This is a genomic window from Amycolatopsis sp. NPDC089917, from assembly GCF_040684635.1.
Taxonomy (GTDB): domain Bacteria; phylum Actinomycetota; class Actinomycetes; order Mycobacteriales; family Pseudonocardiaceae; genus Amycolatopsis.
The window spans coordinates 1-14,258 of record NZ_JBFBGL010000002.1; the positions used below are offsets into that span (position 1 = coordinate 1).

Sequence of the window (14,258 nt, forward strand, 5' to 3'; positions counted from 1 at the left end):
TCGGACCCTCCTCTTCCGCCTCGCCGACTGACAGGACACGACCTGGCCGCGATCATTGCCCGGCAGCATCGTACGCCACTGTCGTACGGCCCGTGCCCATAAAAAAGGCGGGTGTTCCGAAGATCACCCGCCATTACCCAAAACCCGGCTCAGCCGCGAACGACCTTGCCCGCCGGGCGCGGATCAGAGCGATCGGGTGAAATGCCGGACGACCCGCTGCGCCTGATCCGGGTTCAGCCGGGGGTCGCAGGCCGACTCGTACCTGTCCAGGTCGAGGGCGCCGGACAGCTCCGCCGCCGTGTCCACGCATTCGGTCACCGGGTCGGGGCTCACTTCGAGATGGAGCCCGCCCGGGTGGACGCGGTGCTCCCGCAGGATCCGGCAGAACCGGGCGATCTCGGCCTGGATCTCGGTCACCACCCGGGTCTTCTGGCCGGCCGTGGTCTTCTTGGTGTTGCCGTGCATGGGATCGCACAGCCACGTCACCTGCCCGGCGCGCGTGCCGAGTGCCGTCACCAGCGCGGGCAGCCGGTCCGCGATCTTCTCCGCGCCCATGCGGATGATGAGGCTCAGCCTGCCCCGGCGATGTCCGGCGGCCAGCCGGTCGACGATGGCGATCAGCTCTTCCGGTGTCGCGTTCGGGCCGATCTTCACGCCGACGGGATTGGTGATCTGTTCGGCGAACGCGAGATGCGCGTGGTCGAGCTGCCGGGTGCGCTCACCGATCCACACCATGTGGGCCGAGGACGCGTAGTTGCCGCCCCGGGCCGGGTCCGGGCGGAGCAGCGCGTGTTCGAAGTCCAGCAGGAGGGCTTCGTGGCTGATGTAGGTCGGCGCCAGCAACGAACTGATCCCGCTGCCGCCCTCGAGAAGCAGCAGTTGCCGCATGAACAACGCGTCCAGGCCGCTCGCCGCGAGGTCGTAGGCGGTCAGCATGCGCGCCGGATCGGCTCGCCTGGCCACGGCCGTGGGCGTCACGCCGTTCACTGCGTCGCCGCGGTAGACCGGGATCTCCGTGCCGTCCGCGAGGACTTCCGTCGCGCAGGAGCGGGGTTTGGCGAACTGCCCGGCGAACCGGCCGATGCGGACGGTCGGGACCCCGGCGGTTTCGGCGGTTTCGCAGAGATGGTGCAGCTGGGAGGCCTTGGCCTGGACCCGGTGCCGCTCCGAGTCGGAGAACAGCTCCGCACAGTCGCCTGCCTGGATCACCACGGCTTCCCCGCGGGCGACGAACTCGAGTTCACCCGCCAGCGCGTAACAGGAATGCGCGTCGACGAGCGGAGGTCTGGTGCGCAATTCGTTCCGCACGGCGGCGAGCTCCTCCGGTGCGGACCAGTCGGGTTGGTGGGCGGCGGCGATTGCCGGCATTGTCCGGGGGATCATCGCGGTCTCCTGGTCGGGTGGTGGTGATCACGCGGGGCGAAGCTCCGGCGGTTTCAGCCGGAGCTGTACCCGCCGGGCCAGGTCGATCAGCCGTTCTTCACTGCCGGGCGGCCCGACGATCTGCACCCCGAGCGGCGCGCGGTTCCTCCGGCTGAGCCGGGCGGGCACGGCGATGGCGGGCAGTCCGGCGAAACTGGCGATCGGGGTGTACCCGATGCGCCGGTCGTAGTCGGCTTCGCCCGGGGCCGGGATGGTGGTGGCGGCCGGGCTTCCGGTCCGCAGATCGGGTGGGGGAGAGGGATCCAGCGGCAGCAGCCAGGCGTGCATGCCGTCCCCGAAGCGGGTGGCGTTCGCCTGACGGCACGAGTGCATCGCGTCGAGGATCTCCATGTACTCGGCGTCGGTCACTCGTGCGCCGACCTCCAGCGCCTGTTCGGTGCTCCGGTGCACCGGCACGGTGATCCAGTGCCGCCACTGCCGGTAGCCGTCCCACGCCTGCCGGGCGCAGAGCTGCCAGGCGTCGCCGCGGCGTCGCCAGAGATCGTCCCCCACCCGGAGGTCGGTCAGCTCGTGGCCGTCGTCGGACAGCGCGACGCGGACCAGGTCCAGCGTCTCCAGCATCTCGGGATCGCACGAGCCGTCCCGGACGTCGGTGGGCACGCCGACGCGGTACCGGGCGGGCACCGGTCGCCCGGCCTGGCCGAGCAGGGCGCGAAGCCCGAGACGCTGCCACAGGAACGCGAGGTCCTCGGCCGTGCGCGCCACCCAGCCGACCGCGTCCATCGGTGGTGACAAAGGGAAAATGCCGTGCAGTAGCCCGGGATCGTGCGTCATCCGCAATCCGACGGTGCCGCAGTGCCCGGCGGGCCAGCGCACCGAACCGAGGACGTCGGTGCCCATCGCGAGATCGCAGAGACCGGCCGCGACGGAGACCCCCGAACCCGTACTCGAACCGGCGGGGTCGATGTGCGGGAAGTAGGGATTCACGCAGCCCGAGCCGACGCCGATGTTCAGCTCCGTGCTCACGACCTTGCCGATCACCTGGTCCTCGGCGCCGTCGAGCCGGGAAAGCGCCCTCGCCGACGCCACCGGATGGTGCCGGTAGTGCCGCAGGCCCAGGGAAGTCGGCAGACCGGCGACGTCGATGGTGTCCTTGACACCGATCCGGATCAGCGGTGTCCCCGGTCCCGGGCCGCGTCGTGAGGTGACCGCGCGGTAGCGGGCGTCGGCCACGGAATGCCAGGTTTCGTTCTGCTCCGCCCATTTCCGGTCGTCCCACTCACCCCGGTCGTGCAGGTCGCAGCGTTCGGCGAGCGGTAGTTCGAGCAGATCGGGCAGTTCCGGGCGATCGTCCGGGTAGGCGATTCCCGCGTGGTCGGCGTAGCCGCCGAGCGAAGTGGCGGGATCGGACGGGCGCGGACGGGGTGCCGCGGCCATCAGCTCGCTCCTTCCAGCGCCGCCCTGGGTTCCTGCTGGGTGAGCGCGTACAGGGCGGTGACCGCGATCTTCCCGGTCGCGGTCCGGGGGATGCGCCGGACCTGGTGCACCGCTCGCGGCGGGGTGACGTCGTGCATGACTTTCCGCAACCGGGCGAAGATCTGCCGGTGGGAGAGGTCCTGATCGAAGCTGTAGAACAGTTCGTAGTGCTCGGCGCGGACGGGATCGTGCACGGGCAGGCAGGCCACGTCCAGACCGTCGACCGAGTTCCGCAGCGCGGTCGCGAGTTCCTCCAGGTTGACCCGCTCGCCGTTCACCTTGATCAGCGCGGAGGCCCGCCCGTGGAACTCGAAGGACCGGTCGTCGCGGTGGATCACGTCGGGCAGCTGCCACGTGTCCGGCCGGGCCGCCATGTCGCTGCGGCGGGCCAGCCGCGGGCTGCGGATGTTGAGCCACTGTCCCGGACCCGCGCTCGGATCGGCGAACTCGACGTCGGGCAGGAGCCGCCACCGTCCCGTCCCGGTGCCCGGCGGTGTGATCTCCCGGTGTGCGATCCCGCCGGTTTCGGTGGACCCGAACAGTTCGAACGCGCGGAAACCGGTGCCGGACAACGCGGCCAGCACCTCACCGGTGGCCTGCACCGTCGGCCCGGTCCCGTGCAGGGCGACCGCCGAGGGGAGTGCCTTGAGCTGGCCGAGCAGATGACGCAGCACCAGCCAGCTCGACGGCAGGCAGACGAACAGCGTCCGTTTCTTCTCCACCTCGGGCGGCAAGCCGGTGGGCGCGTGGGTGAGATGGTGCACGGGAACGCCGCGAAGCTCCGGCAGGACCTGGGCGAACAACCGGCCGAACAGGTGCTCCACCGGCGCGAAACTGACGATCTGCTCGACCTCGCCGACGAGTTCGTCCGCGATGAGCCCGGCCTCGGCCCGGAGCTGGTCCGGGGTGCGCAGCCAAACGGCGGGGGAACCCGTGTGCCCGGACGTGCGGAATGCGATTTCCGGCGCCGTCATCGAGACCCTCCGAAAACGGCCCGGTCCTCCAGCTGGGAATGGACGAATTCGGCGATGCGGTCCAGCTGCGCGAAGGTGTAGCGGACGTCGTGCTCGACGAAGTCGACCTCGATGCCGAACTCCTTTTCCATCGCGGTCACGCATTCCATCGCGCCGAGACTGTCGTAACGGTCGCCGAGCGTTTCCGGGAGCGGAGTGTCGGCGGGCAGGCCGTCGATCTCCGGGCCGAACAAGCCGGCCAGCACGGTCCGGGTCCGGGTCTGGAGCGAGTCGAGGGTGGGCACGGAAGATAAGGTCATCGGTTTCCCCTCAGTGTGGCGTCCGCGCGACGAAGTCGTCCCTGGGCGCCGAAGTACACGGATTCCTTGGGTGTCGGCCGGAATTCCAGATAGAGGAACGGAGTTCCGGCGGTCATGCCGAGCGAGTCGGCGAGCACGGTGGCGAGTTCGTCGTAGAAGGCTTCGTCTCGTCCGACGGACACACAGCAGACGACACTGGCGTGGTGCAACCCTTCGTCTTCGTGTGGCAGGGCTTCGACCGGAAGGCCGCCGACGAACACCGTGCCCTCCTCGGTCCGTTCGAACCGCACGACCACATGCCTGCGGTCGCTGTCGTGTTCGCCGAACCACCGGGTCAGCCGGACGGCGATGGCCCGGCGTTCGGCAGTGGACAGCGCGAGCGTGCGAATGGTGATGGTGGGCATGATTTCCCCAGGATGGAAGGGTTTTCCTTCAGGACAGGGTGAGCGCGGGCAGGTCCGCCCGGAGTCCCTCGATCCGTTCGCGGAGCAGTGAGCCGAGACAGTCGGCCAGCGCGCCGCCGCCGGTCGGCGCGAGCGGGGTCCACCCGATGCCCTCCGGCCGGACGAGCCGGTCGAGGAAGACGGTCAGCCGGGCGGAATCCACGAAGATGCCCTGCCGGTCCGCGGTCACGACGGCTTCGTAGGTGCTCAGCAGGTCCGGCATGCGCGAACCGACGTTGGCGAAGCCGCCACTGGGCACCCGATGGCGTTCGAGCAGAGCGGCCAGCTCGCCGGACGCGGCCTGGCCCAGTTGTTCCCGGATCCGCAACGCCTGCAGCCCGGCCCTGAGCGTGGGAGGCGCCCCCGGGACGTGCCGATGGCCCTGTTCGTCACGGCAGCCCAGGACGAACTCCGCCAGGCGCGCGGTGTCCAGTACCTCGGAGACCGGAATCCCGAGCAACCGCAACGCTTCCACCGCCGCCGCGGTGGAGACCAGATCCGATCCCCGGCCTTCCCAGTAGCCGAAGCCACCGTCCGGGTTCTGCAGATCCGCCAGCCAGTCCGCGATTCCGGCCGGCGCGGTGGGGTCGGCGTCGGCCGCTCCCGCGGCGAGCGCCCACAGGGTGCACCGCACTTCGCTGCCCCGGGCGGGCATGTACATGACCCCGCCCTCGTTCGGCAGGCGGCATCCGGCGAGCCAGCTGCGCCACTGCTCCTGCCTCGGGTCGTCGGCCGCCGTCGTCAAAGCGGTCGCGGCGGTGCTCAGCGCGTCCCCGGCCTGGTCGGGTTCGCGGTAGGTGAAACCGCCGGAGGGGCAGGAGAGCTCGTGCAGCCTGCGCAGTACGGACCCGGCGTGCGGGCCGGTGTCCGCGCCCAGCGACCGGATCGAGCCGATCGCGCAGAACGATGCCCAGACGTCGGCCACGTCGTAACCGGCCCAGCGGACGAACGCGCCGTCGGCCGTCCGGCGGTCGAGCACCCAGTCGAGGCAAGACCGCCGGTCCGCCGGGGCCGCGCCCAGCGCCTCCAGCGCGGCTGTCGCCCGATAGGTGGCCCACAGGCACGGGACGTCCGCCGACGGACCGAACCGGAAACCGCCTTCGGCCTGTTGCTGATCCCGCAGCCAGCGCACGAGCGCGGGACCGTCCCAGGGAAGCGGCAGCTCCGGTTCCACGGTCCGCAGGGCCCGCCAGGACATCACCCCGTAGAAGCAGGCGCGGACGTCGGAATCGGCGGCACCGGCGTGTTCCGGCGACCAGCCGAGACCACCGTCCGGCGCCTGCAAGGCGCGAAGCCAGCTCACCAGCCGATCGAGGTCCGGCGGGGCGTCCCCGCACAGTTCGACCACGCTGCGCACCGAGAAATGCGTGGCCCAGACGTCGGGGGCCTGGCCGGGCAGCATCGCGTACGCGTCACCTGACCAGGTCTCGCGCAGCCAGCCCCGTGTCGCGTCGAGTTTGGGGATCTCGGCGCCGAGTTCGGCCATCGCCTGGGTGCAGTAGAACGTCGCCCACGCGTCGGAGGCCATGCCCTTGCTCCAGGCGTAGCCGCCGTCGGTGTTGCGCCGGCTGCTCAGATAGTCGATCGTGGCCGCGCGACCGGGGAGATCGCCGGTCCGGTCCAGCCAAGCGGCCGTGCGGACCGCGGCGTAGGTGCACCACAGGTCGGCTTCACCGGTGGAGACGGCGATCCCCTTCGGCGCGTGGGGAGCGAGGCGCGCGGTCATCCGCCCGCTCCCAGTACCCGGAAGTTGGATCGCTTCCAGCTCTTCTGCGACGCGCCGCTCTTGGTGCTCGCGGGCAGCTGGTTGACGAAGAGCACCTCGTCCCATTCCAGGCCGAGCACCTCGCGGGACGAATGCTGGAGGCGGTCGGCCATCGTGGCTTCCCCCGCCCGGTCCCAGTGCACGTCCCGTTCCAGGATCAAGCGGGCGAACGCGCCGGGCGCGTCGGTCTCCATCAGATAGCCGGTCGCCTCGGTCTCGCCGTAGACCACCTCTTCGACCGCGCGCACGGTGAGCTTCGCGCCGCGCACGGCCACGGCGTCGGAACCGCGTCCGACCACTTCGATCACCGGGGCGCGGTCACCGCAGTCACACTGGGCGCCCAGGCGCACGTCGTCCCCGGTGTCCAGGCGCAGCACGCACCGGGCATGCAGGTTGAGCGGGGTGACCACGAGCCGTCCGGCGCCGGATTCCGGCAGCGGGCGGACCGTTCCGTCGTCGTCGGCGAGTTCGAAGTAGTTGGTGGCGGTCAGCAGGTGCAGGCGGTCCCGGGCACAGCCGGCGGCGAGGGTGCCGGTCTCCGTGCTGCCGTAGCTCGCGTCCAGCGCGGAGGCGTTCCACCACCGGCCGAGGCGGGTCCGGAACGGCGCGGTGCTGACTTCGCCGAGCAGCATCATCCGATTCACGCCGGCGCTCAGTTCCGCCAATAGCCCGCGTTGTTTGACCAGTCTGCTGAACTGCAGTGCCACACCGGGCGCGGCGAAAACAGTGGTCGGCCGGAAGGACCGGCACAGACCGATCAGCCGGTCCCAGTCGGAGATCCCGGTGGCGAACGGATAGGCCCGTGTATGGGGGCGCCCGAGGTACTCGCAGACACCCACGATAAGGTCCGCCACGGGAACGATGTCCGACGGCAGCATAATCAATACGCGTTCATTTTCCGGTAACAGATCGCGCCAGGCTTCGGCCACCGAAACGGTGTTCCAGATTATGTCCTCCGCCAGCCGAGGGGTCGGCGTCGGAAGTCCGGTGGTCCCGGTGGTTTCATAATATTTGGCCGCCGCGTCGATCGGGGTCGCCAGGAATTCATAAGGGGTTTTCTTGAGGCGATGCTTACTGGTGGTGCCGAGCTTCTCGAACTGGGCAAAGGAGTACTCCGGGAGGCCGGCGTAGGCCTCGGTCTGTCCGGCACGCTGCCACGTCTCGGATAGTTTTCGCAGGTAGAAGCCCTTGTCGGGCAGGCTCCGCTGCTGGTCGCGGATCTCGTCGCCTGCGTGCCGCACCAGGCGCAACCGATCACTGCTGTTGATGATCAAGGACAATTCCTCCCCAGGAATTAACTCAGTCGATGATCCCCTTGTGTCCCCATGGCGATTCGAACGCCGACGAAGTTTAGCATTAAACGCCAACTTCACGCAAGTTGTCCGGCGAGACAACGCGACCTTTGTCTCCATCGCCGCCGACGTCACTCTGGTGGCGGTACGGGCCCTGTTGGGCGCTGAGTACAGTCCTCGACCAGATGAATTATCGGCAGTTGCCGTCGTGCGTTCGTCTGCACTATATCGCCGACATGGTCGGTCAAACACCCTCTTTCGTCCACCCCGTCGCGCCGAGCCAATGGCACGTGTCGCGAGGGTGAACGACTCGTCATGGCAGCGTGCGAGGGAATCGAGCAGACCCAGCATGCCTCTAAGACAGGGAGCGTCATGTGCGGAATCGCCGGCTGGATCGATCTCAGCCGTCCCAACGAGTGGAAAGAAGCGGATCTCGAACGCATGACCAGCACGCTGGCCCGCCGCGGGCCGGACGACGAACGGCTGTGGTCGGACCGGTATGTGGGACTCGGTCACCGCAGACTGGCCATCCTCGACGTGCGCCGCGGTGTGCAGCCGATGGTCGCGGGCGCGCCCGAGGATCCGCACGCCGTGCTCTGCTACAGCGGCGAGGTCTACAACTTCCGCGAATTGCGGGCGGAACTGGCTTCACGCGGCCATGTCTTCCGCACCCACGGCGACACCGAGGTGGTGCTCAACGCCTATCTGGAATGGGGCGAGAGCTTCGTCGAACGCCTCAACGGGATGTTCGCCTTCGCGCTGTGGGATCCGCGCGTGCGGAAGCTGCTCCTGGTCCGTGACCGGCTGGGCATCAAACCCCTCTACTACGCGCGGTCCGGCGACGCGGTGTTGTTCGGGTCCGAACCGAAGGCGGTGCTGGCCCATCCGGAGTTCACCGCCCGGCTCGATCACCAGGGGCTCGCCGATCTGCTGGGCCTGGTCAAGACTCCCGGCGTGACCCCGTTCCACGACCTGTACGAGGTGCCGCCGGGGCACGTCCTCACCGTCGACGGCCACGGCAGCAGGCTGTCCCGGTACTGGAAGCTGCCGACCGCTCCGCACGAGCAGGACATCCCGGACACGGTCGCCCATGTCCGCGAACTGCTCGTCGACATCGTGCGCAGGCAGTTGATCACCGACGTTCCGCTGTGCACCCTGCTCTCCGGTGGCCTGGATTCGAGCGCGCTGACCGCCATCGCCACGGCCGTCCTCGACAAGGCGGGCGAAGGCCCGGTCCGGTCGTTCTCGGTCGACTTCGTCGGCAGCGCCGAACACTTCCGCGCCAGTGCCTTCCGGCCCGAACGGGACAATCCGTACGCCCTCCAGGTCGCCGGGCATCTCGGGACGGCACATCGGACCATCGAGCTGCCGGACGAAGCCCTCACCCAGGACGGGAACCGGGACGCGGTACTCGGTGCGCACGACCTCCCGCTCACCTTCGGCGACGTCGACACCTCGCTGTACCTGCTCTTCGCGGCCATCCGTGAGCAGTCGACCGTCGCGCTGTCCGGTGAGTCCGCGGACGAGGTGTTCGGCGGCTACAACTGGTTCCACGATCCCGACGTCGTCGCCACGGCGGACTTCCCCTGGCTCAGCACCATGCAGTTCGTCCCCGAGCACATGCTGACCGCCGAGTTCCGCGAGCACACGCGGTTCGGCGAGTACCGGGCCGACCGCTACCGGCAGGCGATCGGCGAGGTCGAGTACCTGCCGGGAGAGGACGCCGAAGACCGGCGGATGCGCGAGTTCGGCCATCTGCACCTCACGCGCTGGCTGCCGGTGCTGCTGGATCGCAAGGACCGGCTCAGCATGGCCGCCGGACTCGAAGTGCGGGTGCCCTTCTGCGATCACCGGCTGGTCGAGTACGTGCACAACATCCCGTGGAAGATCAAGACCAGCGACGGCAGGGAAAAGAGCGTGCTCCGCGGCGCGTCGGCCGGTCTGCTGCCCGATTCGGTCCTGAACAGGAAAAAGAGCCCGTATCCGACCACCGCCGACACCCGGTACGAACAAGATCTGCGACGGCGCGTCGGCACCCTCCTCGCGGAGAACCGTTCGCCGGCACTGGACATCGTCGACGCGGGCGCGCTGCGCGAGTTGCTGAGCAGGCCGGACGGCCACTTCGACACCCAGCTCCGGCGCAACCCGCTGGAAACCGTGCTGAGCCTCGCCCAGTGGTACCGGGAGCAGTGGAACTCGTGACCAGACCGCCGGGAGGAAAGATGGAGAACCTGTGGCTCGCCGACGTGCTCGCGAGGCCCGCCCCGGAGTCGGTGCGGTTCCTCAGCCGGGCCGACGTCGTGGAGTGCCTGGGGAGGATCGACGTCGTGGCCGCGGTCAAGGACGCGCTGGTGAGTCATCACTTCGGCCGGTCGATCCTGCCGAGCGAGGCGTACCTGTCCTGGACCAACCGGCACGGCGCCTACAGCCGCTCGATCGGCATGCCGGGCGCGGTGCTCGAAAACGGCGCCGAGGGCGCCTACGGCATGAAGATCATCAACGCCAGCGTGTCGAATCCGGAGTTCGGCCTGGAAAGGGCCGGTGGGCTCGGACTCTGCTTCGACGCGCGGACCGCGCGGGTCACCGCGGTGATGGAGGTCGGCGTGCTCAGCGCCGTGCGGACGGCCGCCGTCACCGCGATCGCCGTCGAAGCCGCCGGGTACCGGGCGACGCGCTCGCTGGCCGTCGTCGGGTGCGGGACTCAGGCGCGGGTGCATCTCGCCCTGCTCCTCACGCGATGCCCGGAGCTGAGCCGGATCACCCTGTGCGACGTGCGGGGGCCGGTGGCGGAAAGTCTCGCCGCCGAACTCGCCGCCCGGCATCCGGGAGTCTCGTTCTCCGTCGCGGCCACACCCGCCGAGGCGATGGCCGACGCGGAGACGGCGTTGTTCCTGACCACCGTCGCCGAGGGGTACGTCCAGCCGGAGTGGGTGCGGCCCGGGTCGCTCCTGGTCAACGTCTCGCTCGGCGATCTGACCGACGAGGTCCTGGCCGGCGCGTCCGCCCTCTTCGTGGACGACGTCCAGCTGATCGTCGAAAACCCCCGGCGTCCCTTGGGCCGCCTGGTCAACGAAGGGCGAATCGCAGCGAAGGCGCAGGAAGACCGGCCCTCGATCACCGCGACGCTCGGCGAACTGCTCGCCGGCGACACCGTCGCGGAGCGGCCGGACACCGGCTACGTCGTCGTGAACCCTTTCGGGCTCGGCATTCTCGATGTGGCGCTGTTCGGCGCGGTCCTGCGCCGGGCGAGCGGCGCGGACATCGGGCAGGCGCTGGAGCTCGTGTGATCCGGAAGTTCCACCGCCATCGATTCAGGGAGTTCAGGTGCGGTTGCCCAACCATCGCGGTCCGGTGAGCGAAATCCTCGTCCGTGTCTTCCGGCGTTCTCCGGAGGACGGCGACGAAGCAGTCCTGGGAGCCATTTCGGCGATCGAGGTGGAGTCCATCTCCGACGAGGACCTGCAGCTGAGTTTGTTCTTGTGCTACGGCCCCCAGTACTGCCTTTTCGGCGAAGCGGCGCAGACCTGGGAATGGGATACCTCACTGGTCGAGTTGCGCAAGCGGCTCGAAGCCCGCTTCGCCCGTGAACTACGGGAAACCGCCGGCCCGCTTCCGGTGGTGGACGTGGAAAAGCTCCCCGGGTTCCTGATGGAACTCGGGAAACCGAGCCCGGGACGGTCTCTTTCGCGGTACCTCAAGCAGGACGCCACGATGGAGCAGTTCCAGGAGTTCCTCATGCACCGGTCCGTCTACAGTCTCATGGAGGCGGACCACCACAGCCTCGTCATCCCGAGGGTGCGCGGTGGCGGTAAACCGGCCCTGGTGGAAATCCAGGCCGACGAGTACGGTGGCGGAATTCCGGGTCGCCTGCATTCCCAGTTGTTCGAGCTGACCCTCGCCGAGCTCGGCATGCGCACCGAATTCGGCGCGTATTTCGAGGACGTTCCGGCTTGTTCGCTGGCGAACGTCAACGTGATATCCTATTTCGGTACCTACGGTCGTCACCGGGGAGCGCTGCTCGGAAATCTCGCGATGACGGAAATCGGCTCGCATTACGTGAATCGCAATTTCCGGAACGGTCTGCAGCGGTTGAACGGGTCGGACGACTCGTGGTTGTTCTTCCAGGAGCACATCGTGGCCGACGCCGTCCACGAGCAGCTCGCCGCCTACGACATGTGCGGCAAGTTCGTGCGGGACAACCCGCGTGAGCTGTCCGACATGGTCTTCGGTGCCGTCGTGACGGCCGAACTGGGCGCACGGGCCAACGAGCACCTGCTGTCCTCCTGGGAACGCGGGGATTCTTCTCTCCGTGTCGTGACTTCGGCGGCGGGCTGATGGCGGGCCGGGAATCGGATCGGGAAGTCCTCGCCGGGCAGCAGAACGGGTCCGCGGCGCGGAAGCCCGCTCCGGCCACGGTCGTGGTGTGCGAGGACGGGCCGGTCATCATCCGCGGCGACTACGACCTGCGCAGTCAGACCGACGAGCCGATAGATCCGCAGCGAAAGACCATCGCGCTCTGCCGTTGCGGACGTTCACTGCAGAAGCCGTTCTGCGACGGAAGCCATATCTGGGCTAGGGGCGTGACCCATGGAGATCGGTCGAACCGGACGTGACCAGTGAACTGGTACAAGGGGGAGGGGAAGACGTTGCCGAGTGAACTGCACGGCCCGGTGCCGGGGAGGACCCCGATGCTGAACGCCGTGACGAGATATCGCGGCAGAACGACGAATCTCTGGCTGAAACTGGAACAGGAGAACCCGTTCGGGTCCATCAAGGACCGAGTGGCGTACTCCCTGCTCTCCTCGATCTTCGAGTCGGGGGTGCTCTGCGGCGGGATCATCGAGTCGACGTCCGGGAATCTCGGCGTCGCGCTGGCCAGGTACTCCCAGATCTGCGGGGTGGAGTTCACCGCGGTCGTCGACCCGCGGACGTCGCGCAAGCTCGTGCGGCAGATGCGGAGCGCGGACGCGAAGATCGTGGAAGTGACGAATCCCGACGAGACGGGCGGCTACCTGCTTTCCCGGCTGGCCTACATCCGTGACCGGATGGCGGTCGAAGACCTGCTCGTGTGGCCGAACCAGTACGAGAACCCGGCCAATCCCCGCGCGCATTCCGAGGGGACCGCTCCGGAGATCGCTTCCGCGGTCCCGCACGGAGAACTCGACGTCTTCCTCGGCGTGTCGACCGGGGGGACGGTGCGCGGGTTCACCGACTACGTCAAGCACAACGGCTTGCCCTGGCGTTGCGTCGCGGTGGACGAGGTGGGCTCGGTGGCGCTCGGCGGCCCGCCGGCGTCCCGCAGCCTCAACGGGATCGGCGCGAGCCGGACCTCGTCCTTCGTGGACGGACGGGATTGCCTGAACGTGAAGGTGACCGCGGCCGAAGCGGTGGCCGCGTGCGACTGGGTCGCGAGTGAACTGGGCGTCCGGGTCGGCGGCAGTTCGGGCGCCGCGGTCGCCGGTGCCCTGCGGTGGATCGGCGAGGGTCTCGGCGCCGAGCACGTGGTCGTCGTCTGTCCCGACGGCGGCGATCGCTACGAGGACACGATCTATTCGCCGGACTGGCGCCGCGCGAAAGAGCTCACGTCGAGGGCGGACCGGGAATTCCCCGAGGTGTGCTCGACGCGGGTCGTGGACAATTCGCTGGTCTTGATCTGACGGGGGTACGCAGCATGGTCGGTTTTCTTTCTCTCGATGACGTCGACACCGAGGAGCTGCACGGAATCGTCGAGCGTTCCGCCGACGTGCTCGATCGGCCGGAGCCGTTGGCACAACGGCTTTCCGGCAAGGTTCTCGGCGTCTACTTCGCCAAGACCTCGACGCGCACGCGGACGGCGTTCACCTCGGCCGCGTTACGGCTCGGGGCCTCGGTCATCCCGTACGGCCCCGGCGATCTCCAGCTCAACACCGGCGAGTCCTTGCACGACACCGGCCGGATGTTCGGCGCGATGCTCGACGGTCTGGTGATGCGCACAGCGGGCCCGTTGGAGGACATGCGACTGGTGGCCCACAGCAGCGGTTTGCCGGTCGTGAACGCGATGGCGGCGCAGGAACATCCGACTCAAGGCGTCTGCGACGCGGCGTCGATGCTTCGGCACTTCGGCCAGGTGGACGGCCTGTCGGTGCTGTATGTCGGCGAAGGGAACAACACGGCCGTAGCGCTGGGAAAGATCCTGAGCACCTATCGTGGTGTCACAGTGGTTTTCGCCACGCCGAAGGGCTACGGACTCGACGCCGCGCTGCTCGGTTCGTTGCAGGACAAGGGCGCGGCCTCGGGCTCCCGTTTCCTCGAGACCCACGACCTCGACGCCGTCGACATCACCGCCGACGTCGTCTACACGACTCGGTGGCAGACCACGGGGACGGCCAAGCCGAGCGCGGACTGGCGGGAGGACTTCCGTCCGTTCCATGTGGACGACGAAGTCATGGCCCGGTGGCCGAAGGCGGTATTCATGCACGACCTGCCCGCGCACCGCGGTGACGAGGTCAAGGGATCGGTGCTCGACGGGGACCGCTCGATCGCCTGGGAACAGGCGCGGATGAAGTACGGCAGCGCGGTGGCGATCCTGCAGTGGATCTACCGCGACGCTCGATGAACAACTCGTGTGTGAACAACGCGGGGGGACC

Annotated in this window: 13 protein-coding genes; 6 read left to right on the forward strand and 7 right to left on the reverse strand. The window is 68.6% G+C overall.

Annotation, left to right across the window (positions count from 1 at the left end; genetic code table 11):
- Positions 1–183: 183 nt before the first annotated feature.
- Genes AB0N89_RS02105 through AB0N89_RS02135 form a run of 7 tightly spaced genes read right to left on the reverse strand, consistent with a single transcriptional unit; the run spans position 184 to position 7,614 of the window.
- A complete protein-coding gene (locus AB0N89_RS02105; protein ID WP_364199260.1) occupies positions 184–1,383 on the reverse strand; it encodes a 3-deoxy-7-phosphoheptulonate synthase in 1,200 nt (399 codons plus the stop codon).
- 27 nt (positions 1,384–1,410) lie between these two features.
- Positions 1,411–2,820, reverse strand: coding sequence for an amidase (locus AB0N89_RS02110; protein ID WP_364199262.1), 1,410 nt, complete (start codon positions 2,818–2,820; stop codon positions 1,411–1,413).
- Entirely contained in the window at positions 2,820–3,833 is a 1,014-nt protein-coding gene (locus AB0N89_RS02115) for a class I adenylate-forming enzyme family protein (protein WP_364199264.1), read from the reverse strand. Before AB0N89_RS02115 ends, AB0N89_RS02110 begins: the two co-directional genes overlap by 1 nt.
- Positions 3,830–4,132 carry an acyl carrier protein gene (locus AB0N89_RS02120; RefSeq protein ID WP_364199266.1) on the reverse strand — a complete coding sequence of 101 codons (303 nt, stop codon included), beginning with the start codon at positions 4,130–4,132 and terminating at the stop codon, positions 3,830–3,832. Before AB0N89_RS02120 ends, AB0N89_RS02115 begins: the two co-directional genes overlap by 4 nt.
- Positions 4,129–4,536 (reverse strand): hypothetical protein, encoded by a 408-nt coding sequence (locus AB0N89_RS02125; RefSeq protein ID WP_364199268.1) that lies wholly within the window; start codon positions 4,534–4,536, stop codon positions 4,129–4,131. Before AB0N89_RS02125 ends, AB0N89_RS02120 begins: the two co-directional genes overlap by 4 nt.
- A 28-nt stretch (positions 4,537–4,564) precedes the next feature.
- Positions 4,565–6,301: a prenyltransferase/squalene oxidase repeat-containing protein gene (locus tag AB0N89_RS02130; RefSeq protein WP_364199270.1), complete on the reverse strand. Its 1,737-nt coding sequence runs from the start codon at positions 6,299–6,301 to the stop codon at positions 4,565–4,567.
- Complete coding sequence (locus AB0N89_RS02135) at positions 6,298–7,614, reverse strand: phenylacetate--CoA ligase family protein (protein ID WP_364199272.1); 1,317 nt, start codon at positions 7,612–7,614, stop codon at positions 6,298–6,300. The genes AB0N89_RS02130 and AB0N89_RS02135 overlap by 4 nt, the downstream gene beginning before the upstream one ends.
- A 390-nt stretch (positions 7,615–8,004) precedes the next feature.
- On the opposite strand from AB0N89_RS02135, the gene asnB reads away from it, so the two are divergent.
- The 6 genes from asnB to AB0N89_RS02165 are packed head-to-tail and all read left to right on the forward strand — an operon-like array spanning position 8,005 to position 14,227.
- Complete coding sequence (gene asnB / locus AB0N89_RS02140; protein WP_364199274.1) at positions 8,005–9,834, forward strand: asparagine synthase (glutamine-hydrolyzing); 1,830 nt, start codon at positions 8,005–8,007, stop codon at positions 9,832–9,834.
- A 20-nt stretch (positions 9,835–9,854) separates the two neighbouring features.
- Positions 9,855–10,919: an ornithine cyclodeaminase gene (locus AB0N89_RS02145; RefSeq protein ID WP_364199275.1), complete on the forward strand. Its 1,065-nt coding sequence runs from the start codon at positions 9,855–9,857 to the stop codon at positions 10,917–10,919.
- A 37-nt stretch (positions 10,920–10,956) separates the two neighbouring features.
- Complete coding sequence (locus tag AB0N89_RS02150; protein WP_364199277.1) at positions 10,957–11,967, forward strand: iron-containing redox enzyme family protein; 1,011 nt, start codon at positions 10,957–10,959, stop codon at positions 11,965–11,967.
- Positions 11,967–12,245: a CDGSH iron-sulfur domain-containing protein gene (locus AB0N89_RS02155; protein WP_364199279.1), complete on the forward strand. Its 279-nt coding sequence runs from the start codon at positions 11,967–11,969 to the stop codon at positions 12,243–12,245. Before AB0N89_RS02150 ends, AB0N89_RS02155 begins: the two co-directional genes overlap by 1 nt.
- 57 nt (positions 12,246–12,302) lie before the next feature.
- Positions 12,303–13,289: a pyridoxal-phosphate dependent enzyme gene (locus tag AB0N89_RS02160; RefSeq protein WP_364199721.1), complete on the forward strand. Its 987-nt coding sequence runs from the start codon at positions 12,303–12,305 to the stop codon at positions 13,287–13,289.
- A gap of 14 nt (positions 13,290–13,303) precedes the next feature.
- A complete protein-coding gene (locus tag AB0N89_RS02165; protein WP_364199281.1) occupies positions 13,304–14,227 on the forward strand; it encodes an ornithine carbamoyltransferase in 924 nt (307 codons plus the stop codon).
- Positions 14,228–14,258: the final 31 nt, after the last annotated feature.

Bases quoted from the DNA above. Each gene is read 5' to 3' on its own strand.
- AB0N89_RS02105 (WP_364199260.1), bottom strand. From the start codon at position 1,383: ATGATCCCCCGGACAATGCCGGCAATCGCCGCCGCCCACCAACCCGAC.
- AB0N89_RS02110 (WP_364199262.1), bottom strand. From the start codon at position 2,820: ATGGCCGCGGCACCCCGTCCGCGCCCGTCCGATCCCGCCACTTCGCTC.
- AB0N89_RS02115 (WP_364199264.1), bottom strand. From the start codon at position 3,833: ATGACGGCGCCGGAAATCGCATTCCGCACGTCCGGGCACACGGGTTCC.
- AB0N89_RS02120 (WP_364199266.1), bottom strand. From the start codon at position 4,132: ATGACCTTATCTTCCGTGCCCACCCTCGACTCGCTCCAGACCCGGACC.
- AB0N89_RS02125 (WP_364199268.1), bottom strand. From the start codon at position 4,536: ATGCCCACCATCACCATTCGCACGCTCGCGCTGTCCACTGCCGAACGC.
- AB0N89_RS02130 (WP_364199270.1), bottom strand. From the start codon at position 6,301: ATGACCGCGCGCCTCGCTCCCCACGCGCCGAAGGGGATCGCCGTCTCC.
- asnB (WP_364199274.1), top strand. From the start codon at position 8,005: ATGTGCGGAATCGCCGGCTGGATCGATCTCAGCCGTCCCAACGAGTGG.
- AB0N89_RS02145 (WP_364199275.1), top strand. From the start codon at position 9,855: ATGGAGAACCTGTGGCTCGCCGACGTGCTCGCGAGGCCCGCCCCGGAG.
- AB0N89_RS02155 (WP_364199279.1), top strand. From the start codon at position 11,967: ATGGCGGGCCGGGAATCGGATCGGGAAGTCCTCGCCGGGCAGCAGAAC.
- AB0N89_RS02165 (WP_364199281.1), top strand. From the start codon at position 13,304: ATGGTCGGTTTTCTTTCTCTCGATGACGTCGACACCGAGGAGCTGCAC.